Below are 18,186 nucleotides of genomic sequence, written 5' to 3' on the forward strand. Positions count from 1 at the left end.
CCTATGACGACGGCAACACTTGACCCGCCCTCGACCACCCGCTCAGCCCGGAAACCGGCTTTCCGAACAACCGCCAATCCGTGGTTGATGCCAACGTTAGGCATTGGGCTAGCAGCAACGATTGTGCTGTCGGTCGGAGTTGGGGCCGTGCGGGTATCGCCTTACGAGATCGGGCTCATCATCAGCAACGCTTTCGGGTTTGCAACCGAAGTTGATAGTACCAAAGAAGCGATCCTGTTAGCCATCCGCTTACCACGAGTATGTCTGGCGGTGCTGATCGGGGCCGGATTAGCGATTTCGGGAGCCGCTATTCAGGGGTTGTTCCGTAACCCACTTGCCGATCCCGGACTGATTGGGATTTCGTCGGGTGCATCGCTGGCAGCGGTAATGATGATTGTGCTGGAAGTCAAGTTTTTCCAGACACTCACGGGTATACTGGGGATGTATGCCTTATCTGTTGTGGCATTTTGTGGTGCCTGCGCTACTGCTTTTCTGGTGTACCGCATGGCCCGACTGGCGGGAAGGGACGTAATCACGACGATGCTGCTCACCGGAATTGCCATCAACGCCTTATCCGGTGCACTGACGGGCATTATGACCTATCTGTCCACCGACGAACAACTCCGCAACATTACGTTCTGGAGCCTGGGCAGTTTGGGCGGGGCTAGCTGGACCGCGGTGCTGGCCATCCTGCCGTTTACCGTAATCGCGCTGGTGGGCATTCCTCGCTTAGCCAAATCGCTGAACTTACTGGCGCTTGGCGAAAGCCAGGCACGTATGCTGGGCGTTAATCTCAAAACGATCAGGCGGCAGGTGATCATTTTCTCGACCATGGCCGTTGGTACGTCCGTGGCTGTGGCGGGTGTGATTGGGTTTGTCGGACTGGTTATTCCGCACCTGATTCGGATGGGCGCCGGTTCTGACCATCGCCGGGTGCTGATCGGATCGTCGCTGGGCGGAGCAATCGTTCTTACGCTGGCCGACACCCTGGCCCGTACGCTGGTCGCTCCTGCCGAACTGCCGATTGGTATTCTTACCGCCTTAATCGGAACGCCTGTTTTCCTGTGGATCTTATTTCGGGAGAAACGCCGGACAGTCGCCTAACTCATACTGCTATGCTAGACGTTAAAAACCTGTCTTACTACGTCCGAAACCGGCAACTTCTCGATGGGGTTTCCTTTCGGGCCAATCCTGGTGAGCTGCTGGCGATCATTGGGGCCAACGGAGCGGGTAAATCAACCCTGCTGAAGCTATGCACCCGAGAACTAGCCGCAACGGAAGGCGAAATCCGGCTACGTAACCAACCCATCAATACGTATTCCGATAAAGAATTAGCCTTACTCCGGGCCGTATTGCCGCAGCAGAACGCGGTTAGTTTTCCGTTTCTGGTTAATGAGCTAGTCTTGATGGGCCGGTATCCACATTTCGACTTTCATCCCTCCACTCTGGACTATGACATCGCCGAACTGGCGCTCAGGAAAGTAGGCATGTGGGATTTCGCCAACCGTGTTTTTACAACCTTATCGGGTGGTGAACAGCAGCGCGTCCAACTCGCTCGCGTATTGGCTCAGATCTGGGACGTACCGCAGGGAGTTTTATTCCTAGACGAGCCCACGACGGGACTCGATCTACTGCATCAGCAGCAATTGCTGGAAGTAGCGCGTGAATTCACCCGGAAAGGTTTTTGCGTCGTCGTGATTCTGCACGACTTGAACCTGGCCGCTCAATACGCCGATCAGATCATCATGCTACGGAATGGCCAGGTAGAAGCCGCCGGGACGCCCCGAGCGGTGATTACGTCCGAAACTATTCAACGCGCCTTCAACTTAAAGGTACGGCTCATGGAGCATCCCGAAATGGACTGCCCGATAATCGTTCCTCATTACAACCAAACGTCTAATAATCAACAACCAACTCAACCTGTCTATACCCCATGATCACAACGCAAAGTCTCAAAGAACGCTGGGCGACTTTCAAAGAACAAAACCCCAAGACAAGAATCCGTGATGCAGCCAAAGAATTGAGCGTCAGCGAAGCGGAACTACTGGCTACGCAAACCGGCGAAACGGTACAACGGCTGGAAGGCGACTTCCGCAATCTCCTGAAGGAGGTTCCGACATTGGGCTACGTAATGGCTTTAACGCGCAACGACAACCTTGTGCATGAACGGAAGGGCGTGTATGAGAAGGTATCGTTCAACGAGCATACCGGCTTAGTACTCGGGCCCGACATCGACCTGCGGTTGTTTATGTCGCGCTGGCATTTGGGCTTTGCCGTCGACGAAAACGGCCGCAAAAGCCTTCAGTTTTTCGATCAGGATGGCACAGCCGTTCACAAAATCTACCTGACCGACAAATCGGATGAAGCCGCTTATGAAGCTTTAGTGCAAAAATACCGGGCTGCCGACCAGACCGCGCCCGTCGTAACCGTGCCTTATCCAGAAAAAGAAACCGAGACCGTCAACGATGACATTGACGTTCAAGGGTTTCAGAATAGCTGGCTGGCCATGCAGGATACGCACGAGTTCTTCGGTCTGTTACGCAAATACAAGGTGGGGCGCGAGCAGGGGATTAGTCTGGCCCCAGCCGGTCATTCTCAGCAGATTACTCTTGATCAGCTTCTGAAAATCTTTGAAACGGTGGCGCAGCGCGAATTACCGATCATGATTTTTGCATCGAGTGCGGGCTGCATTCAGATTCATACCGGACCGGTCAGGAAACTGGTCACTATGGGCCCCTGGTTTAATGTACTTGACCCCGAATTCAATATGCATTTGCGCGCCGATCAGGTTCACAGCATCTGGGTAACCCGCAAACCCACCAAAGACGGTATTGTCACCGGGCTGGACCTGTTCGATAAGGAGGGTAACAGCATTGCGCTGATTTTTGGCAAACGCAAGCCCGGCGTTCCCGAAATGAAAGAGTGGCAGGACGTAGTGAACAACGTACTGGCCGCTTGATAAGCCAATTCTTTCAGGCGGTGGCCGCTTAGCAGCCATCGTCTGGAAGAATTGGCAGTATAGATTAACCCAGTTCTGTTTCTCAACTCAACCGTTTTATGCAATGGAGCACAATCATCAATTTCGCCAATTCGCCCAAAATGACCTTGGCTACGTTGGTATATGCGACGGCTGCAAGGTAGTTAATGTAGCATTTCAAAATTCGCTGTTTTGCCTGACCCTCAATCAGTTTGACGACTTTCGCGAACTGATCCACGACCGGCTGGCGATGAAACCGTTCTGCACGAGCCACGGGAAAGAACTGCTGATGGTGACTCCCATGCCCAACTATTTTCTTTTATTTTCAGAAGCAGACCTGACTTCGCTGGGCGAATTGTTGCGGGAAGCCGCTCCGGTACTAGAAGCCGAGCGTATCCTGAATCTGAAATCTGTATAGAGCATCATGGCCACATCGTTGGTTTAGTGCTGAAAGCCATAAATCGCCGGGTGACCATCCTTACGGGAAGGAATCTTAGCGTATCCTTGATTTGAAATCATAACTGAAAGCCAAAAAACGAATCGGTTCATTTTATACCCAGCACTTATTCCCCTAAGTTTGCTCCGTCTGCTGGTTATTGGAACAGGTTACTTAGCCTGCTCTGTCAGAATTAAACCGCTGTTCGTTCCACGATGGACAAACTCCATACGCTCTACACCGTACTTGATCTGGTTGGCACGTTTGTCTTTGCCATTAGTGGCGCTACGGCCGCCAAACAGCGGGGACTTGACCTGTTTGGCATTGCTACCATTGCCTTTACAGTGGCCTGTGGTGGAGGTATCATTCGGGATCTTTGCATCGGTGCTATTCCCCCTACGGGCCTATCTGTCTGGTATTATCTGGCCACTGCACTGCTGGCCGCAGCCATCACAACCGGTTTGTATTCGTTTGTGCTACGGATTAACCGCCCGGTGATTCTGTTCGATGCTATGGGGCTAGCCTTATTTGGGGTTACGGGTGCTGAGAAAGCCCTTTCCTATGGCCATAATGCGGAAGTAGCTATTCTTTTAGGCACTACTACTGCCGTCGGCGGAGGAGTGCTACGCGATGTTTTACTGAACCGGGTGCCCATTATTTTACAAAAAGAGATTTACGCATCGGCGGCCCTGCTGGGGGCTTCGGTAGTGGTGGTCGGTAATCACCTGGCGTGGATACCGACAGATTGGGTTTCCATAGTAGGGTTGAGTCTGTCTTTCACGGTACGTATGTTAGCCCTTCGTTATCACTGGAACCTGCCGGGTTCTCCGCCCGACAAAACCAGCTCTGACTAAATTGCCGGATTTATATCCTGTGCTCGCTTAACCGATGGTAACCCGTGACTCCGACGGTTGACCAGGACTACAGAAAGACGTTTCGTACACAAAATCCTGTAATAAGCTGAGCGATGACGGTTGGTATTTTGCGAACGTTTGCGGAATATTGATACGTACTGTTAATCGATTCCGTTTCGAGGATAACTCCCTGTATGTGTAATTCCCGCTACTTGGCTACCTGCTTCTTCCTGCTGCTTTTCGGTTTGGTTCGATTGGTCTCGTCCGCTCAGACAACGCCCACTTATACCTGGTGGAGACCCGCCGGTAGTTCATTCCCGGTCGTCGACGGGCAGGCGTGGCCAACAGAGATGCAGGATACGCTCCAGCGACTTCCGCCCAGAGCGAAACCGGTGGTCAGGAAAGCTGTCTGGGATTTGTCGCGGCAAACGGCGGGTTTGTCGATTCGGTTTGTGAGCAACGCCCCCGAGATCATCGTCCGCTACAACGTAACGGGTGCGGTTGCCCTGCCCCACATGCCCGCTACGGGCGTCAGTGGCGTGGACCTGTACGGGATCGACAGCGACGGAACGTGGCACCTGGCGTCCGGGAAGTACAGTTTCAAAGACACCGTTCAGTATACGTTTGCTCAGCTAAAGCCGAACGATACGTACCACGCGCTGGGTCGTGAGTACCGCTTGTACTTGCCTTTGTACAATGGCGTGCGGAATCTGGAAATCGGCGTACCTGCGGGTAGCCAGTTTACAGCATTGCCGCAACGTACCGAAAAACCGATTGTCGTGTACGGTACGTCCATTGCCCAGGGGGCCTGTGCGTCGCGTCCCGGCATGGCCTGGACGAATATTCTGGCTCGCAGGCTGGATCGGGCGGTTATCAACCTCGGCTTTTCGGGCAACGGGCGGCTGGAGAAAGAAGTAGTCGAACTGGTCAACGAGATCGACGCGAAGATATTTGTACTCGACTGCCTGCCGAACCTGATCGAGACCGTTGTGAGCCGCGCCGAGTTACAGAAGCGCATTGTGGAGTCCGTCAAGGCAATACGGGCCAGGCATCCATCGACGCCTATTCTGCTGACCGACCACGACAGCTACACGGAAGGGTATCTGATGCCACACCGCCAAACGCTTTTTGAAAACGCAAATCAGGACCTGAGCGAAGCATACAGACAGCTGGTAGCCGACAACGTAACCGGTATTTACCGGCTCTCGATGGCTGAAATTGGTATGGATCTCGACTGTATGGTGGATGGCACCCATCCCAACGATCTCGGCATGGTGCGGTATGCCGACGCCTACGAGAAAAAACTTCGGGAGATCCTGTTGCAACCTATTGGCACGATTAAGACGCAGATACCGACCCGGCAGAACCGGGAGCCGGGAAGCTACAACTGGGAAGACCGGCACAACGACATGTTGAAGCTGAACCGGACCGAGTCAACGCGGATTGTGCTCATCGGCAATTCGATCACGCACAATTGGGGTGGCAAGCCCTTGAACAACCGCATCGCAGGCGCTGACTCCTGGCAGAAATACCTGGAGCCGTTGCAGGTACGTAATTTTGGCTTTGGCTGGGACCGGGTCGAAAATGTACTGTGGCGGGTGTACCACGACGAACTGGACGGGATCTCGCCCGAGCAGATTGTCATCAACATCGGTACCAATAACCTGCACCTGAATACTGACGAGGAGATTATCCAGGGGCTTACGTTGCTGGTGCAGGCCATCCGGCTCCGTCGGCCGACGGCAAAACTTACGTTGCTGGGCATTTATCCGCGCCGTGAGCAGGAGGGACGGGTTGCGGGTCTGAACAAAGGCATCCAGGCAATGACCCGGTCAGCAAACATCGGCTATCAGGACATTGGCAAACGCTTGCTGCTGGTCGGCGGCAAGATCGACGAAGGGCTTTTCTCCGATGGCTTGCATCCGAATGCGGCCGGGTATGAACTGCTGGGCAAGGAGCTGGAAAAGGTGTTGCGTGCACGATAACGAAACCGCTGCCAGCTTTCTTTCCTGCTTACCGCAGCGCGTAGCGTCGGGCGCAACTATAAAAGTTACGGGACTATACCCATGCTGACATAGGGCTGTCAGTAAGCGGGTTTTTCTTTGTAGCATCCATTGCAGGCCGACCAGCATACAGCGGCCGGGTAGCATTTAGAAAAGAGTTGCCTGGTAGATAATCTGAAATCCTTTCGCAATCCATGAATTTTGTTTCGACCCGAATTATCACCGCAGATGTCAAGCGGCTTGTTCAGTTCTATAAGCATGTCACTGGCATGGCGGTAACCCAGTACACCGACGATTTTGCGGAGCTGAAAACAAATTCCGCAACCTTAGCTATCGGCAGTACGCGCACTTTGCCCTCCGTTGGAGATGAACCAAGGACGACTACCGCGAATAACCACGCCGTCATTATTGAATTTCGCGTGGACGATGTGGATGCTGCCTATCAGAATTTGGCTAGTCTACCCGGCAACACGCTCGTGCAGGCACCAACTACCATGCCCTGGGGCAACCGTTCGCTGTTATTCCGCGATCCAGATGGCAATCTGATTAACTTCTTCGCACCCGTTACGCCAGAAGCCCTAAAGAAGTTCGATGGATAAGTGGTTAATTATCAGCCTATTGCAGGCCTGCCAATCTTTTCCAGAGCGACATGTGCCGGACTACGTATACTGCGTCGGGAATGGCATCATTCGCTTTTGGGCAGGAGGATAAAGAACGTAGAGCCTTCGCCGGGTTCGCTGTCGGCCCATATATAGCCCCCGTGGTTGCGAACAACCTTCTTAACTGTAGATAACCCTACTCCCGAACCTTTGTATTTAGAAGCTCCATGCAGGCGGGTAAATACGTCGAAAATGCGCGCTGCGTCTGATCTATTGAAGCCAATTCCATTGTCCTGGATGCGAACCAGATGAAAGTCTGTTGACCGATCGGTTTGGGCAATGGGTATTGTTACGTCATGGCCGCTGACAGTAGTACAGTTGATGTGAATACAGGGCGGAGTCGTCGGTTTTGAATATTTGAGAGCATTGCTCAACAAGTTCTGAAATGCCTGTTCCCACTGGCGACGGTAGCCCTTAACCACGCATAACTCACCAACCAGAACGGTTGCTCCTTTTTGCTCTATTTCATACTCTAAATCAATCAGGACCTGCGCTACTACATCATGCAGGGGAACCTCTTCCCGGGTGGCCGATTGCTGATCCAGTGCCGAATAGGCCAGCAAGGCTTCGATAAGCGTATTCATGCGCATCGCTGCGGTTTGAATCCGATCAAAATAAACTGTTGCGGTGTCAGACAGTTGACCTCCCAGCGATGTTTTTAAGAGTTCAGAGAATGCCTGAATCTTTCGGACAGGTTCTTTTAGATCGTGCGAAGCCGCATGGGCAAAATCTTCTAGCTGCTGATTGGAGCGCTTCAATTCCTCAATTTTGCTCTCAAGCTGGAGTTGCAGATGCCTTAACCGCGTAAAATCAGTAAAATGAATCACCACTTCGTCATCCAGCTTTGACGTACTCATTAAGTTATAGAGATCAAGCCCGTCTTTGTCGTAGTGGATCTCAAACGTAAGGGGCTGGCCAGTTGTGTACGTTTCAACCGGGTTGGTAAAGCTTATCGTTTCGAAGTAACCGGGAAAAACCTCGCCCACCCGCTTACCCTGTAATTGTTCGGGGGTAGTGTTGGTATAGGCGGCATAGGCCTGGTTCGTGAGTTTAAACCGAAAATCAATGATTTTACCATCCTCAACCACCGGCTGCAGAATCTGCAAAGGCTCTTTGAAGCCGTTGATAATGGTTTGCAGGTACCGATTGGCCTCGGCAATCTCCATCAACTGCACTGCGTGGGTGATGTCTTCGATCGTGTGGAAGATATAGGCTACTTCATTATCGCTGCCAATAACGGGTTTGTTAACCGACCGCCAGGAACGGGATTCCATGGCTCCCGTTTGTGCATTAGGCCACTCCTGCCAGAGGTCAGCCATTGCATGAAGCTGCTTAGTCTGGATTACCTGAGTCAGCGATTGAAGGAGTTGCTGAACCGTGGTCTCGTTCCGGCCATCTTTGAAGAATACATCAAGCAGGCCATTACCCAGTAATGAATCCCGGTGAACGCCAACGGATGCCAGGTAGTCGTCGGATACGGCCACAATGGTAAAGGTCGGCGCGTCAGGCAACAGCACCAGATGATTGCCGGGCATGGCATTAAGTAATAGCGAACTAATGCCTACGCTATCGGAGCTAGTTGCTGATATACTCATCGGTAAAGACCTTCCTGTCATTGAGGGATTATGGTCGTTATCTGTCGACTGGTACGCGGGAAGCAGTCAATGCGCAGCTACTTACCGCCGGGTCTAAATTAGGCAAAAGATAGCTATTTACATGAACAGACTTATTTTAAACAGGATGGCCTCCTCATAGAGCCGTATCCAAGTAGTCTTGTGGTTACGTTTTGTTCTGGAAATGAGAAAATTTAAGCTGTGTCAGGTGTTCGTAGAAAGCTAATGGCTAGCGAGCGTACTTCGCCTGCATCGCTTTAATGAATTTCAACCCGTTTTCGGCGATGTCCCAGGGATCGTTGTATTCGCGCCAGACGTTGATTGAGTTGGCAAAATCAACATCGTTACGGGTAAAGGCTTCAATAGTCATCCAGCCGGTGTAGTCTAATTCCGCTAACGTGCGGAACGTATCATCCCAGGGAACGTGTCCGTCGCCGGGTGTACCGCGGTCGTTTTCGCTGATGTGTACGTGAGCCAGTACCGGCGCAATGGTACGTATCGCGTCCGGAAAGCGCTTCTCTTCCATGTTCGCGTGGTGCGTGTCGAACATGGCCCGTACGTTCGGATGGTCAACTCGGTTTATTAAGTGTAACAACTGCTCCATCGTGTTGCACAGGTAGCACTCGAATCGGTTGAGCGCTTCCGGTGTCAGTACGATGTTTGCCTGCCTGGCGTATTCACCGGCGGCATGGAGTACTTCGGCGCTGTGAGCGTATTCATCCATCTGTGGCTCACGTCGGCTGAACGTAGCGAAGGCCGAATGCATAGGGCCGCAGATCACCGTAGCACCCATCGCGTGTGCCCGATCGATGGCACCTTTCAGATAGGCAACCGCTTTTTCGCGAACCTGTGGCGAGTCACTGGCCGGGTTCTCGTCGGGGCCAACTACCATTACGGCCGTGCTCTGCAAACCGAGTTGTTTTAAATGATCGCCAAACTGGCGGTAAGCGCTGACATCCTGATTGTCGATGAAACACTCGATACCATCGTAGCCGATATGCTTAAGACGCTCGGCAATCGGGTGCATCTTTTCGGATATGGGTGCCGACCAGGCTAATAAATTAAATCCAATAGGTGAACGTTGCGCTGAAGTTGAGGTTGATAAAGGCATACGGGACTAGTTGTAGTTTCAAATTCAGGGTTGAGGAACTGAATTTTAGAATAGTATTTACCTGACGTGGCATTTTCATCTTGCCCTAGTTTAGCACTAAAGACCCTTCATGCGTATTCTTTCTAAAGAAAGGTATAGCTGAGGTTGTCCATCGATACCAGGGTGTTTTATATACTTATAAGCGTGATAATACTTTCCGCTAAATATAACTTTTAAGGTACTTCGTTTAAACTCGTTAGGCATGTTGCATACATAGCCAAACCATTGATTATCTGTCGCGTTAGGTACAGTGTATACAAGGCAATACAGACTCGATCTTCCAGTAAATCGAACCTCTCCTTCCCAGTTTTCTGCGTGAGCGATGACGGGCCCATCGATATGACAAGCTGTGTCAACTGGTGTTATTACCGAATCGATTGCAACTAGTTTTGCAAACGTCCTTACTGATGGAGGGCTCGTAGTCAAAGACGTTTTCTTTGTGCAAGTTATCAGTGACAACAGTACTAAAGGCAATAACAAATAAAGCTTGTTCATAAAGATCGAGTCATCCTCAACAATTAAAAGGTCAGAGTTAGCCTTTGCCACGTAATGATTGTAGAAGAGTAGCTTGACCGCTTATCTTCTACAATCATTACGTGACTATTTGACCACTAATCAATTCGTTAAGATCTGAAGCTATAGCTTAATACTTCGTACAAAAGACCTCAGCGCGAAGACATATCCTTTTCCATAGGGTGTTCTTTCAGCAGTTGATCCGGCGAGTAAAAGTCTTTTTTGCCTTCGATCGAGGCTCTAACTTTCTTAACCTTATCGGGGTAGACAGGCGACGACTGGTTGCCAAAGGCATTGCGTACGTAGGTTAGCACAGCAGCCACCTCTCGGTCGTTTAGCAGGCCGCCGAAGGGTGTCATGGGCACTTGTCCAGGATACGTTTTCCCGTTTACCTCAATCGGCCCCATCATGCCTTTCAAAACAATCTTAATCAACCGTTCTTCATCACCCTGTACCCAGTTCGTGCCCGAAAGCGGTGGAAATCCCGATGCGGTCAGGCCTTTCCCATCGGCCTGGTGACAGGTGATGCAGTACCCTTCTTTGGCAAAGATTTGCTTACCCATCGTGTGCAACGCCAGATCTTCTCCGCGTAGATTTGAGGTGGTAGCTATCTCTTTTTGTTTTTTGACAAGTTCGCCTTTCAGGTGCGCAACGGCGGCTTCGTGGGCGTGGATCATCCAGTCGTCCATTGGTTTTTTCTGCGCTTCGGCCAGGATCGGCAGTCCCTTTTCCTTGCCAATCCAAGAGGCCGCAACAATCGCAGCCAGCCGAACACGGCTGTTGTCGTCGCGAACGGCTTGCATCAGCAAATCAGCCTGGTGGGTATCGCCCAGTTGATGACCCGTGTAACGAACGACCTGAACGGCGGCAGCTCGGGCGTGATAATCGTTCGCCTTGAGCAGTTGCCGCAAAAGCTTTTGATCGACTTTGTTCATACCCCAGCTTACCCACAAGCCTTCGAGCAGATGATGTTCGTAACGAGGATCGTTCTTATCGAGCTTCGCTACCCAGGTATTTAGTTTAGCTTGTACCTCATCGGCGTTACGTCCCCGCAGTTCACTGCGAGTGCGGTAGCGGGTGCGGTATTCAGGTAATTTCAGATTGTCGAGCAGTTCGTCGATGCTGGCACCGGCTACCTTAGCTGGCTGTACCAACGGCCGCGATGGATACGTAATGCGATACACACGCCCGTGCAGGTGGTCACGCAGCGGGTCGCGGGCGTTGTGCTGCATGTGCCCGATCAGGATATTGTGCCAGTCGATGACGTACAGCGAACCATCGGGTGCAAACTCCATATCGACCGGGCGGAAGTTACGGTCGTCGCTCACGATCAGATCCATCCGATGGGTGCTCTTGTAGCCGGTACCATCATCCTTCAGCGTGTGCATTTTAGTACCGAGGAACCCGATGGTGTTGTTGATCAGGAAGTCGCCCTGAATCTCGTCGGGGAAGTGACGGCTCGATACAAATTCCACCCCGGACGTAGGCCGAACGCGGTGGGCCTCTTCAATGAGCTGCTTGGATTTATGGGTCGATTCGCCATAGCGCGGCAGAACGGAGCCGGGCAGCATCCAGCGGAAATCCGGGCTGGAGGTTTCGGCGAAGAAGGGTTGGCCCCATTCATCGAAAGCAATACCCCAGGGGTTCGGGATAGCTAACTGCGCGGTACGTTCCAGTTTTTTAAGCTGCGGAGCGTAACGGTAGAACCCCCCGTTTGTCGCCCGAACGGGACCGTAAGGTGTCTCGACATTGGTATGCAGGAACACGCCTTCGCCCGAATAGATGGCACCCGATGGATCGGTCGTAAACGCGTGGCTGTTGTGGTGCGTGTCGTGGTCGTCGAAGCCACTCAGCAGAATTTCGCTCTTGTCGGCTTTGTCGTCGCCGTTGGTATCGGTGAACAGTTTCAGGTTGGTTCCCTGCGATACGTAAACGCCTTCCTTCGCAATCTCGAAGCCAAGCGGCAGGTGCAGGTTGTCGGCAAATACCGTTTCCTTATCCGCTTTGCCGTCGTTATTGGTATCTTCGAGAATGATGATTTTGTCGTTCGGTTTCGGATCACCAGGTTTGTAGTGCGGATAACTCGGCATGCAGGCAACCCACAAACGTCCTTTGTTGTCGAACGACATCTGCATCGGTTTCGCCAGATTTGGAAACTCTTTTTCCGAAGCGAACAGCTCGATTTTATAGCCAGGGGGGACTTTTAGCTTGCTGAGCGCATCCTGCCCGTAGAGGTACGTCAGGCTCCCATTTTTATCCGGGTTATAGTTGGTTTTCACCTCCGGTAATTTTCGGGTGCGCTCATCAGCGGCCGCTACGTCCATTTTCTGGCCTTTTGAAGCCGCCAGCCAGATAGCCGTATCCCGAATAGCCGTCATCTGGCGAATCTTCTCAATTTCGGCCGGATAGTTGTCAGGGCCAAACGGATTGTAGCGACGGCCGTAGGCGTGGACGCCATTCGGAATCTTGATGTCGTTATGCCACATCCAGTCTTTCTCGATAACAGCATCGTAGACAAGTTTTCGATTGGCTTCGGCCCTAGTCGGAGCCTTGCCAAAAATTTGATCAGCTAAGAGAACCCCCAGCTTTTTGTAACCTTCCGCGTTTAACTGACAGCCATCGATGGTGAGCGGCTCTTTACTCTCATCGTACCATTTCTGCGAAGGCGTAAACGCATCGACGAAGAGCACGACTCCCGCACCCCGGCTGTTCTGGTCCGCCACCTCCTTCATGGCTTTGGCATACATTGCCAGATTTGCGTTCTCTTTCTTGCCGTTAGGCAAATCATACATGGAAGACAAATCCTCGAAGGCGATGGGCGACACAAGCACCAGTTGCGGTGCCGTAGTTCCGTTGTACGTCTGGTTGAGCGTATGCTTGACAAAGGCATCCAGTTCGGCTTTGTAGTTCGCTAAGCCAGCCTGTCCCTGAAACGATTCATTATAGCCAAAGAACGCCATGATAACGTCTGGCTTCAGCCGGGTAAGCCACTGATCTGGTGAGTCGAAATGGCCTTCGCTTTCGGAGGGATTAGCCAGCTCCGTCTGGAATTTTTCGGCACCCGGAAACGCCCAGGGTGAAAAGCGGCTGGAATGGGGGCGAAAGCCCGGCGTGTCTCCGCCGTCGCACATATTGCGAATAAACAGCTGACTGTCGGGGTAGCGCAGGTGCATCTCGGTCTCAAAGTGATCATAGTTCATCATCCTTGAGCCGAGGTTGTTGCCCAGCAAAACGATACGGGCTCCCGGCTTTAACTGAAGCGACTGGGAGTCATTGAACTGGAACGCGCTAAACCCAACGAGTAAGGCGAATACAAGGAGCAGGCCGTAGATGCTCCTGCTTGGAGAGACAAACCGTTTCATACCGTCAGGGTTTTTTAGGGTGGCCGTAAGGCACGTTGATGGCTAGTTTACCCTTCCACTTCTTCGGAACCGGCTGACCAAGCTCCCAGTGAATGGCATTGATGACTAAGCGCTGCACCGGCTCAAGGCTAAAATCTTCGGGGTGACCGAGGGTTGTCATGAAGGCTTTGCCACCCCATTCGTTTTTCCAGGTCCAGGCAACAGGATTATCAGTAGCCTCTTTGTCCGGGTTAACCGACTTACCCATCAGCAGAGGTACCGATCCTTTCGCCGGATAATCGGGCTTAACCCGGTAGAGCCAGGACGCTACATGGAAATTCGGTTCAACCCCCGTCAGAATGGGATGCTTAGCGGCTTCGGGGATGATCGTTACGTCAGTCGTGCTGTTGTGACCGTAGTGCGTATGTTTGGCGGCTCCACCCCAGCCCGGAGGACTGCCGAAGGCAAACTCACCAAAGGCATTCCAACGCTTACGCTCGTCACCATCGGGGTAGTTGAAGGCATGGGTCGTTGTTCGGAATCCCATCACCGGTTTGCCCGATTTCAGGTAATTATCAATGTAGTTGAGCTGCTCCTGTGGCAGCAGACGCCAGCGCAGAAAGAAAACGGCCAGATCGGCATCCTTCAACGTTTCCAGGCCGGGTATATCTTTTTCGCCATTGTAGTCGGGTACGGATTTGAGCACCTTCGTCCGCATTCCGTAATTTTTCTCCAGCTCAGCGGCAAACAGCGGCATGGTTTCTTCTCCACTGTATTCATGATCGCCCGTGACGAACACAACGTAAGGCTTATTGGCGTGGGCAGAATGTCCGGCAACTGTTTCAGTCCAGTTCGATAAGCCGCTTGCCGCCAGCAAACTGGCTGCTTGTTGAAAAAAAACTCGGCGTTGGGTTTTCATGAAGGGCATTTTAAGAATAACGTAACAACTAAGGAAAGATGACATTTAGCCAGATTTACCCGAGGCCGTGACCAGGGCTACTTGATGAATTTAGCTACGTTCTCTTTCGTAACGAGCTGAAATGGAATCAGCGTTTCTTTCGCGTACGATTGCCCTTTGGCCAGTTTCACGGCGGCTTCAATGGCTTTGGCGCCCTGTTGCTCGGCATTCTGGAAAACCGTTGCGTCCAGCGTTCCTTTCTGTACAGCCTGCAACGCATCCGGAATCGCGTCGATGCTGACGACGATAATTTTGTTCTTTAGTCCGGCATCCGTCAGGGCTTTTACCGCGCCCATGCCCATTTCGTCGTTATGCGCAAAAACCGCGTTGATCTCTGATCCATACGATTGAATCCAGTTTTCCATCAGGTCCATGGCTTTCGCCCGGTCCCATTCGGCGGTTTGGCTGGCTACCAGCTTCAGGCCGGGGTACTGTTTCAACACGTCACGGGCTCCCTGTTCGCGCTTGATCTGAGCGGCCTGGCCCATGTAGCCGTGCATCATCACTACGTTGCCTTTGCCGCCGAGTTTGCCAGCAATGTATTTCATTGCAATCCGGGCCGATTCCACATCGTCGGAGCCGACAAAGGCGGATGGCTTCGTGCTGGTCTCCGAGTTTACATTGATGATAGGAATTTTAGCCGCCAAGGCTTTGGCCACCGCTGGCGAACTGGCTTCCACTTCGCAGGGATTCATAATAATAGCGTCGACCTTCTGAGCAATGAAGCTTTCTACCTGCTCCACCTGTTTCAACGCCGACCGTTCTGCATCGACGCTGATCAATTCAACGCCCGCTTCTTCGGCCTTTTTGGTCATCTCATCGTTGACGTTAACGATAAACTCATTCTGCATACTGAGCATCGTAGCGCCCACAACGAGTTTTTTGCCACCATCTCCCTGACTAGTTTCATTGGAGGTCGATTGATTGCAGCCGGTGAGTAGTGTAGCCGCCGTACATAAGGTTAGAAATGTGTGTTTCATTGGGTAATGTATTGTTAGGTCATTCCTTTAGCGGGCGAACTAATCTGCCTATTAAAGGAAATTATTTCTGGTTCACGCTGTCCAGCACGACGGCACCGATGATAATGACGCCCATGACCACCTGCTGGTAATACGACGATACGTTGAGCAAATCGAGGCCATTGCTAATGACACCAATCAGCAAGGCTCCGATCAGCGTGCCGGTCATGGTTCCGGTGCCGCCGGAGGTGCTGGTGCCGCCGATGATAGCCGCGGCAATGGCGTCGAGTTCAAAACCGGCACCGGCGTTCGGCTGTCCCGTGGTGATGCGGGACGTCAGCACAATGCCGGCCAGTGCAGCCAGTAAGCCACTCATGGTGTAAACCGCCATTTTGACTTTGCTCAGCTGAATGCCTGATGCTCTGGCGGCTTGTTCGTTGCCTCCAACAGCATACATATAGCGCCCTAATACCGTCTTGTTTAAGATGACGTAGCAGATCAGGAACATACTGATCAGGATGATAATGGGCATGGGGACGCCCAGCACCTGACCGCCACCAATGAAGTTGAATGAGTCCGATAAATTCGAGATTGGTCGCCCTTTGCTCAGGATTAAGGCCAGGCCGCGTCCGATGGTCATTGTGCCGAGCGTAACAATAAATGGCGGGACCTTACTCCGCGTAATAACGAAGCCATTAAACGCGCCGAAAAGAAGTCCACTTAGCAGTCCTACGAGAATCGGTACAATCACCGGGTACGCATCCGATTTGGCGAACAGGGCTGCAACAACGCCCGTTACGGCGACCATCGAACCCAACGATAAATCGATACCTCCGGTGATAATGACAAACGTAACGCCAAACGCCAGCAGCGCGTTGATCGACACCTGCGTGACGATAATCATCAGGTTCGAAACGGTCAGGAATCGTGGCGTTATCAGCGAAAGGGCGATACAAATCACGAGAAAGGCCACAAAAATTCCGGCTTTGCCAATGCCGCTGATCCGTGTCCTGTACGACTCCCGGACCGGTTTAAAGTAAGTGTCTATCGTGTTTTTCATAAATAGAATCGGCGGGCAGAAGAGATTTAGTGCTGCATGGCGTACGCCAGGATGGTTTCCTGCGTGGCTTCTTCTTTAGAAAGCACCGCAGCCTGTTTTCCTTTAGTCAATACCAGAATTCGGTCGCTTAAACCCAAAATTTCTGGCAGTTCAGAGGAAATCATGATGATGGCGATGCCGTTTGCCTTTAGCTGGTTGATGAGCTTGTAAATTTCGGCTTTGGCACCGATGTCGATGCCACGGGTGGGTTCGTCGAGGATGATAACGTCGGGCGAGGCCAGCAGCACCTTCCCGATCACTACTTTCTGCTGATTCCCTCCACTCAGGTACATCACCTTCTGATCAGGGCCTGCCGTTTTTATACGAAGGTCAGCAATCATCTTGGTCGCTACCTCAGTTTCGCTTTTATCCTGAAGCAACAACCCTTTTGTGTGATTTGATAAGCTGGCCAACGTAATGTTTTGCTTCACCGATAAGCGCGGAATGAACCCCCAACCTTTTCGGTCTTCGCTAACGTAACCGATGCCGTGTCGAATAGCATCCTGCGGGGATTGAATAGCGACCGGCTGGCCTTTGATAGAAATCTCTCCGCTGGTGATGCGATCGAGGCCAAAGATAGCGCGGGCAATCTCGGTACGTCCAGCACCCATCAGGCCCGCAATGCCCAGCACCTCGCCTTCGTGAACGGTAAAATTGATGTCACTGAATACGCCCGCCCGACTGAGTGACCGAACGGAGAGCACTTCTTTCCCGTTGCGGACAGTCGATTCTGGAAACAGGCTATCAATCTCCCGACCGACCATCATGGCGATCAAGGTATCAATATCCAGTTCGGTCGCCGGTTTAATGCCGATGTATTTGCCATCGCGCAGGACGGTGATGGTGTCGGCGATTGTGAATATCTCGTCCACCTTGTGCGAGATATAGATGATGGCCACACCTTTCTGCTTCAAATCGCGGATAAGGCCAAACAACGTAGCGACTTCTTTGTCTGATAAAGCTGAGGTCGGCTCGTCCATGATGATTACCTTGGCGTCGTTCGAGATGGCTTTGGCGATTTCCACCATTTGCATCTCGGCCACACTCAGGTATTTCATTCGGGTGTCGGGTCGTATACTGACGCCCATTTGGTCGAGGAGCTGCCTGGCCTGCTGATTCAGTCGTTTGTCAGTCAGCCAGCCGAATAAGCCGCCCGCCGTTTCTCTACCGAGGAAGATATTCTGCGCAACTGTCAGCTCGGGTACTGCCATAATTTCCTGATGAATCATGGAAATGCCCCGCTTCATGGCTTCGTGAACGCTGCCGTTTTTCAGCTCCTGACCCTCTAGAAGTATCTCGCCCGAATCGGGTGCCAGCAGGCCCATCAGGATTTTCATCAGGGTTGATTTACCCGCTCCGTTTTCGCCCATCAAGGCATGAACCTCGCCCTTTCGCACGTTCAAAGCGACAGTATCGAGCGCTTTCACACCCGAAAACGTTTTTGTCAGGCCGCGTACGGTAAGGATATAGTCTTGAGTCGGGAGCATGAGTAAATGGGTTTAGTATGGTCGGTTTCCCTCATGGTGTCGGATTTGAGAATCAGACTCCACAGACAGGTAGCGCAGCAAAGCGCCGTAGGTGCGGTCTGTCAATAGCCCGTTTAGCTCCTTCTTATTTCTAAGCG

General features: G+C 52.1%; 15 protein-coding genes. 8 read left to right on the forward strand and 7 right to left on the reverse strand.

What is annotated here, in order from left to right; all coding sequences use genetic code 11:
- The first annotated feature begins 3 nt into the window (after positions 1-3).
- From ACYVBJ_RS00195 to ACYVBJ_RS00225, 7 genes are all read left to right on the forward strand, one after another.
- On the forward strand, positions 4-1,104 hold the full coding sequence (locus ACYVBJ_RS00195; protein WP_460980287.1) for a FecCD family ABC transporter permease: 1,101 nt from the start codon (positions 4-6) through the stop codon (positions 1,102-1,104).
- 11 nt (positions 1,105-1,115) lie between these two features.
- A complete protein-coding gene (locus ACYVBJ_RS00200) occupies positions 1,116-1,937 on the forward strand; it encodes a heme ABC transporter ATP-binding protein (protein ID WP_460980288.1) in 822 nt (273 codons plus the stop codon).
- Positions 1,934-2,959 carry a hemin-degrading factor gene (locus tag ACYVBJ_RS00205; protein WP_460980289.1) on the forward strand — a complete coding sequence of 342 codons (1,026 nt, stop codon included), beginning with the start codon at positions 1,934-1,936 and terminating at the stop codon, positions 2,957-2,959. The genes ACYVBJ_RS00200 and ACYVBJ_RS00205 overlap by 4 nt, the downstream gene beginning before the upstream one ends.
- Before the next feature lie 103 nt (positions 2,960-3,062).
- A complete protein-coding gene (locus ACYVBJ_RS00210) occupies positions 3,063-3,395 on the forward strand; it encodes a DUF6686 family protein (protein WP_460980290.1) in 333 nt (110 codons plus the stop codon).
- Positions 3,396-3,628: 233 nt separating this feature from the next.
- Entirely contained in the window at positions 3,629-4,267 is a 639-nt protein-coding gene (locus tag ACYVBJ_RS00215; protein ID WP_460980291.1) for a trimeric intracellular cation channel family protein, read from the forward strand.
- Positions 4,268-4,461: 194 nt separating this feature from the next.
- A complete protein-coding gene (locus tag ACYVBJ_RS00220; protein ID WP_460980292.1) occupies positions 4,462-6,252 on the forward strand; it encodes an SGNH/GDSL hydrolase family protein in 1,791 nt (596 codons plus the stop codon).
- Between the two features lie 212 nt (positions 6,253-6,464).
- Positions 6,465-6,869, forward strand: a complete 405-nt coding sequence (locus tag ACYVBJ_RS00225; protein ID WP_460980293.1) for a VOC family protein — start codon at positions 6,465-6,467, stop codon at positions 6,867-6,869.
- 86 nt (positions 6,870-6,955) lie between these two features.
- On the opposite strand, the gene ACYVBJ_RS00230 is transcribed toward ACYVBJ_RS00225, so the two are convergent.
- Entirely contained in the window at positions 6,956-8,464 is a 1,509-nt protein-coding gene (locus ACYVBJ_RS00230; RefSeq protein ID WP_460980294.1) for a sensor histidine kinase, read from the reverse strand.
- A 22-nt stretch (positions 8,465-8,486) separates the two neighbouring features.
- Here ACYVBJ_RS00230 and ACYVBJ_RS00235 point away from each other — a divergent pair, with 22 nt between their 5' ends.
- A complete protein-coding gene (locus ACYVBJ_RS00235) occupies positions 8,487-8,621 on the forward strand; it encodes a hypothetical protein (RefSeq protein ID WP_460980295.1) in 135 nt (44 codons plus the stop codon).
- Between the two features lie 150 nt (positions 8,622-8,771).
- Here ACYVBJ_RS00235 and ACYVBJ_RS00240 read toward each other — a convergent pair whose 3' ends face one another.
- From ACYVBJ_RS00240 to ACYVBJ_RS00265, 6 genes are all read right to left on the reverse strand, one after another.
- The gene (locus ACYVBJ_RS00240) at positions 8,772-9,653 is read right to left on the reverse strand and encodes a sugar phosphate isomerase/epimerase family protein (protein WP_460980296.1); all 882 of its coding nucleotides are present in this window, start codon (positions 9,651-9,653) and stop codon (positions 8,772-8,774) included.
- A gap of 704 nt (positions 9,654-10,357) precedes the next feature.
- On the reverse strand, positions 10,358-13,567 hold the full coding sequence (locus ACYVBJ_RS00245; RefSeq protein WP_460980297.1) for a PVC-type heme-binding CxxCH protein: 3,210 nt from the start codon (positions 13,565-13,567) through the stop codon (positions 10,358-10,360).
- 4 nt (positions 13,568-13,571) lie between these two features.
- Positions 13,572-14,465: a ThuA domain-containing protein gene (locus ACYVBJ_RS00250; RefSeq protein ID WP_460980298.1), complete on the reverse strand. Its 894-nt coding sequence runs from the start codon at positions 14,463-14,465 to the stop codon at positions 13,572-13,574.
- A gap of 77 nt (positions 14,466-14,542) precedes the next feature.
- Positions 14,543-15,484, reverse strand: coding sequence for a sugar ABC transporter substrate-binding protein (locus ACYVBJ_RS00255; RefSeq protein ID WP_460980299.1), 942 nt, complete (start codon positions 15,482-15,484; stop codon positions 14,543-14,545).
- A 61-nt stretch (positions 15,485-15,545) separates the two neighbouring features.
- The gene (locus ACYVBJ_RS00260; RefSeq protein ID WP_460980300.1) at positions 15,546-16,523 is read right to left on the reverse strand and encodes an ABC transporter permease; all 978 of its coding nucleotides are present in this window, start codon (positions 16,521-16,523) and stop codon (positions 15,546-15,548) included.
- 26 nt (positions 16,524-16,549) lie between these two features.
- The gene (locus tag ACYVBJ_RS00265) at positions 16,550-18,049 is read right to left on the reverse strand and encodes a sugar ABC transporter ATP-binding protein (RefSeq protein ID WP_460980301.1); all 1,500 of its coding nucleotides are present in this window, start codon (positions 18,047-18,049) and stop codon (positions 16,550-16,552) included.
- Positions 18,050-18,186 lie beyond the last annotated feature (137 nt).

This window comes from Spirosoma fluminis (genome assembly GCF_054778895.1).

Coding starts and splice junctions, on each gene's coding strand:
- ACYVBJ_RS00205 (WP_460980289.1), top strand. CDS start 1,934: ATGATCACAACGCAAAGTCTCAAAGAACGCTGGGCGACTTTCAAAGAA.
- ACYVBJ_RS00215 (WP_460980291.1), top strand. CDS start 3,629: ATGGACAAACTCCATACGCTCTACACCGTACTTGATCTGGTTGGCACG.
- ACYVBJ_RS00240 (WP_460980296.1), bottom strand. CDS start 9,653: ATGCCTTTATCAACCTCAACTTCAGCGCAACGTTCACCTATTGGATTT.
- ACYVBJ_RS00255 (WP_460980299.1), bottom strand. CDS start 15,484: ATGAAACACACATTTCTAACCTTATGTACGGCGGCTACACTACTCACC.
- ACYVBJ_RS00195 (WP_460980287.1), top strand. CDS start 4: ATGACGACGGCAACACTTGACCCGCCCTCGACCACCCGCTCAGCCCGG.
- ACYVBJ_RS00245 (WP_460980297.1), bottom strand. CDS start 13,567: ATGAAACGGTTTGTCTCTCCAAGCAGGAGCATCTACGGCCTGCTCCTT.
- ACYVBJ_RS00235 (WP_460980295.1), top strand. CDS start 8,487: ATGCCTACGCTATCGGAGCTAGTTGCTGATATACTCATCGGTAAAGAC.
- ACYVBJ_RS00200 (WP_460980288.1), top strand. CDS start 1,116: ATGCTAGACGTTAAAAACCTGTCTTACTACGTCCGAAACCGGCAACTT.
- ACYVBJ_RS00220 (WP_460980292.1), top strand. CDS start 4,462: ATGTGTAATTCCCGCTACTTGGCTACCTGCTTCTTCCTGCTGCTTTTC.
- ACYVBJ_RS00260 (WP_460980300.1), bottom strand. CDS start 16,523: ATGAAAAACACGATAGACACTTACTTTAAACCGGTCCGGGAGTCGTAC.
- ACYVBJ_RS00210 (WP_460980290.1), top strand. CDS start 3,063: ATGGAGCACAATCATCAATTTCGCCAATTCGCCCAAAATGACCTTGGC.
- ACYVBJ_RS00265 (WP_460980301.1), bottom strand. CDS start 18,049: ATGCTCCCGACTCAAGACTATATCCTTACCGTACGCGGCCTGACAAAA.
- ACYVBJ_RS00225 (WP_460980293.1), top strand. CDS start 6,465: ATGAATTTTGTTTCGACCCGAATTATCACCGCAGATGTCAAGCGGCTT.
- ACYVBJ_RS00230 (WP_460980294.1), bottom strand. CDS start 8,464: ATGCCCGGCAATCATCTGGTGCTGTTGCCTGACGCGCCGACCTTTACC.
- ACYVBJ_RS00250 (WP_460980298.1), bottom strand. CDS start 14,465: ATGAAAACCCAACGCCGAGTTTTTTTTCAACAAGCAGCCAGTTTGCTG.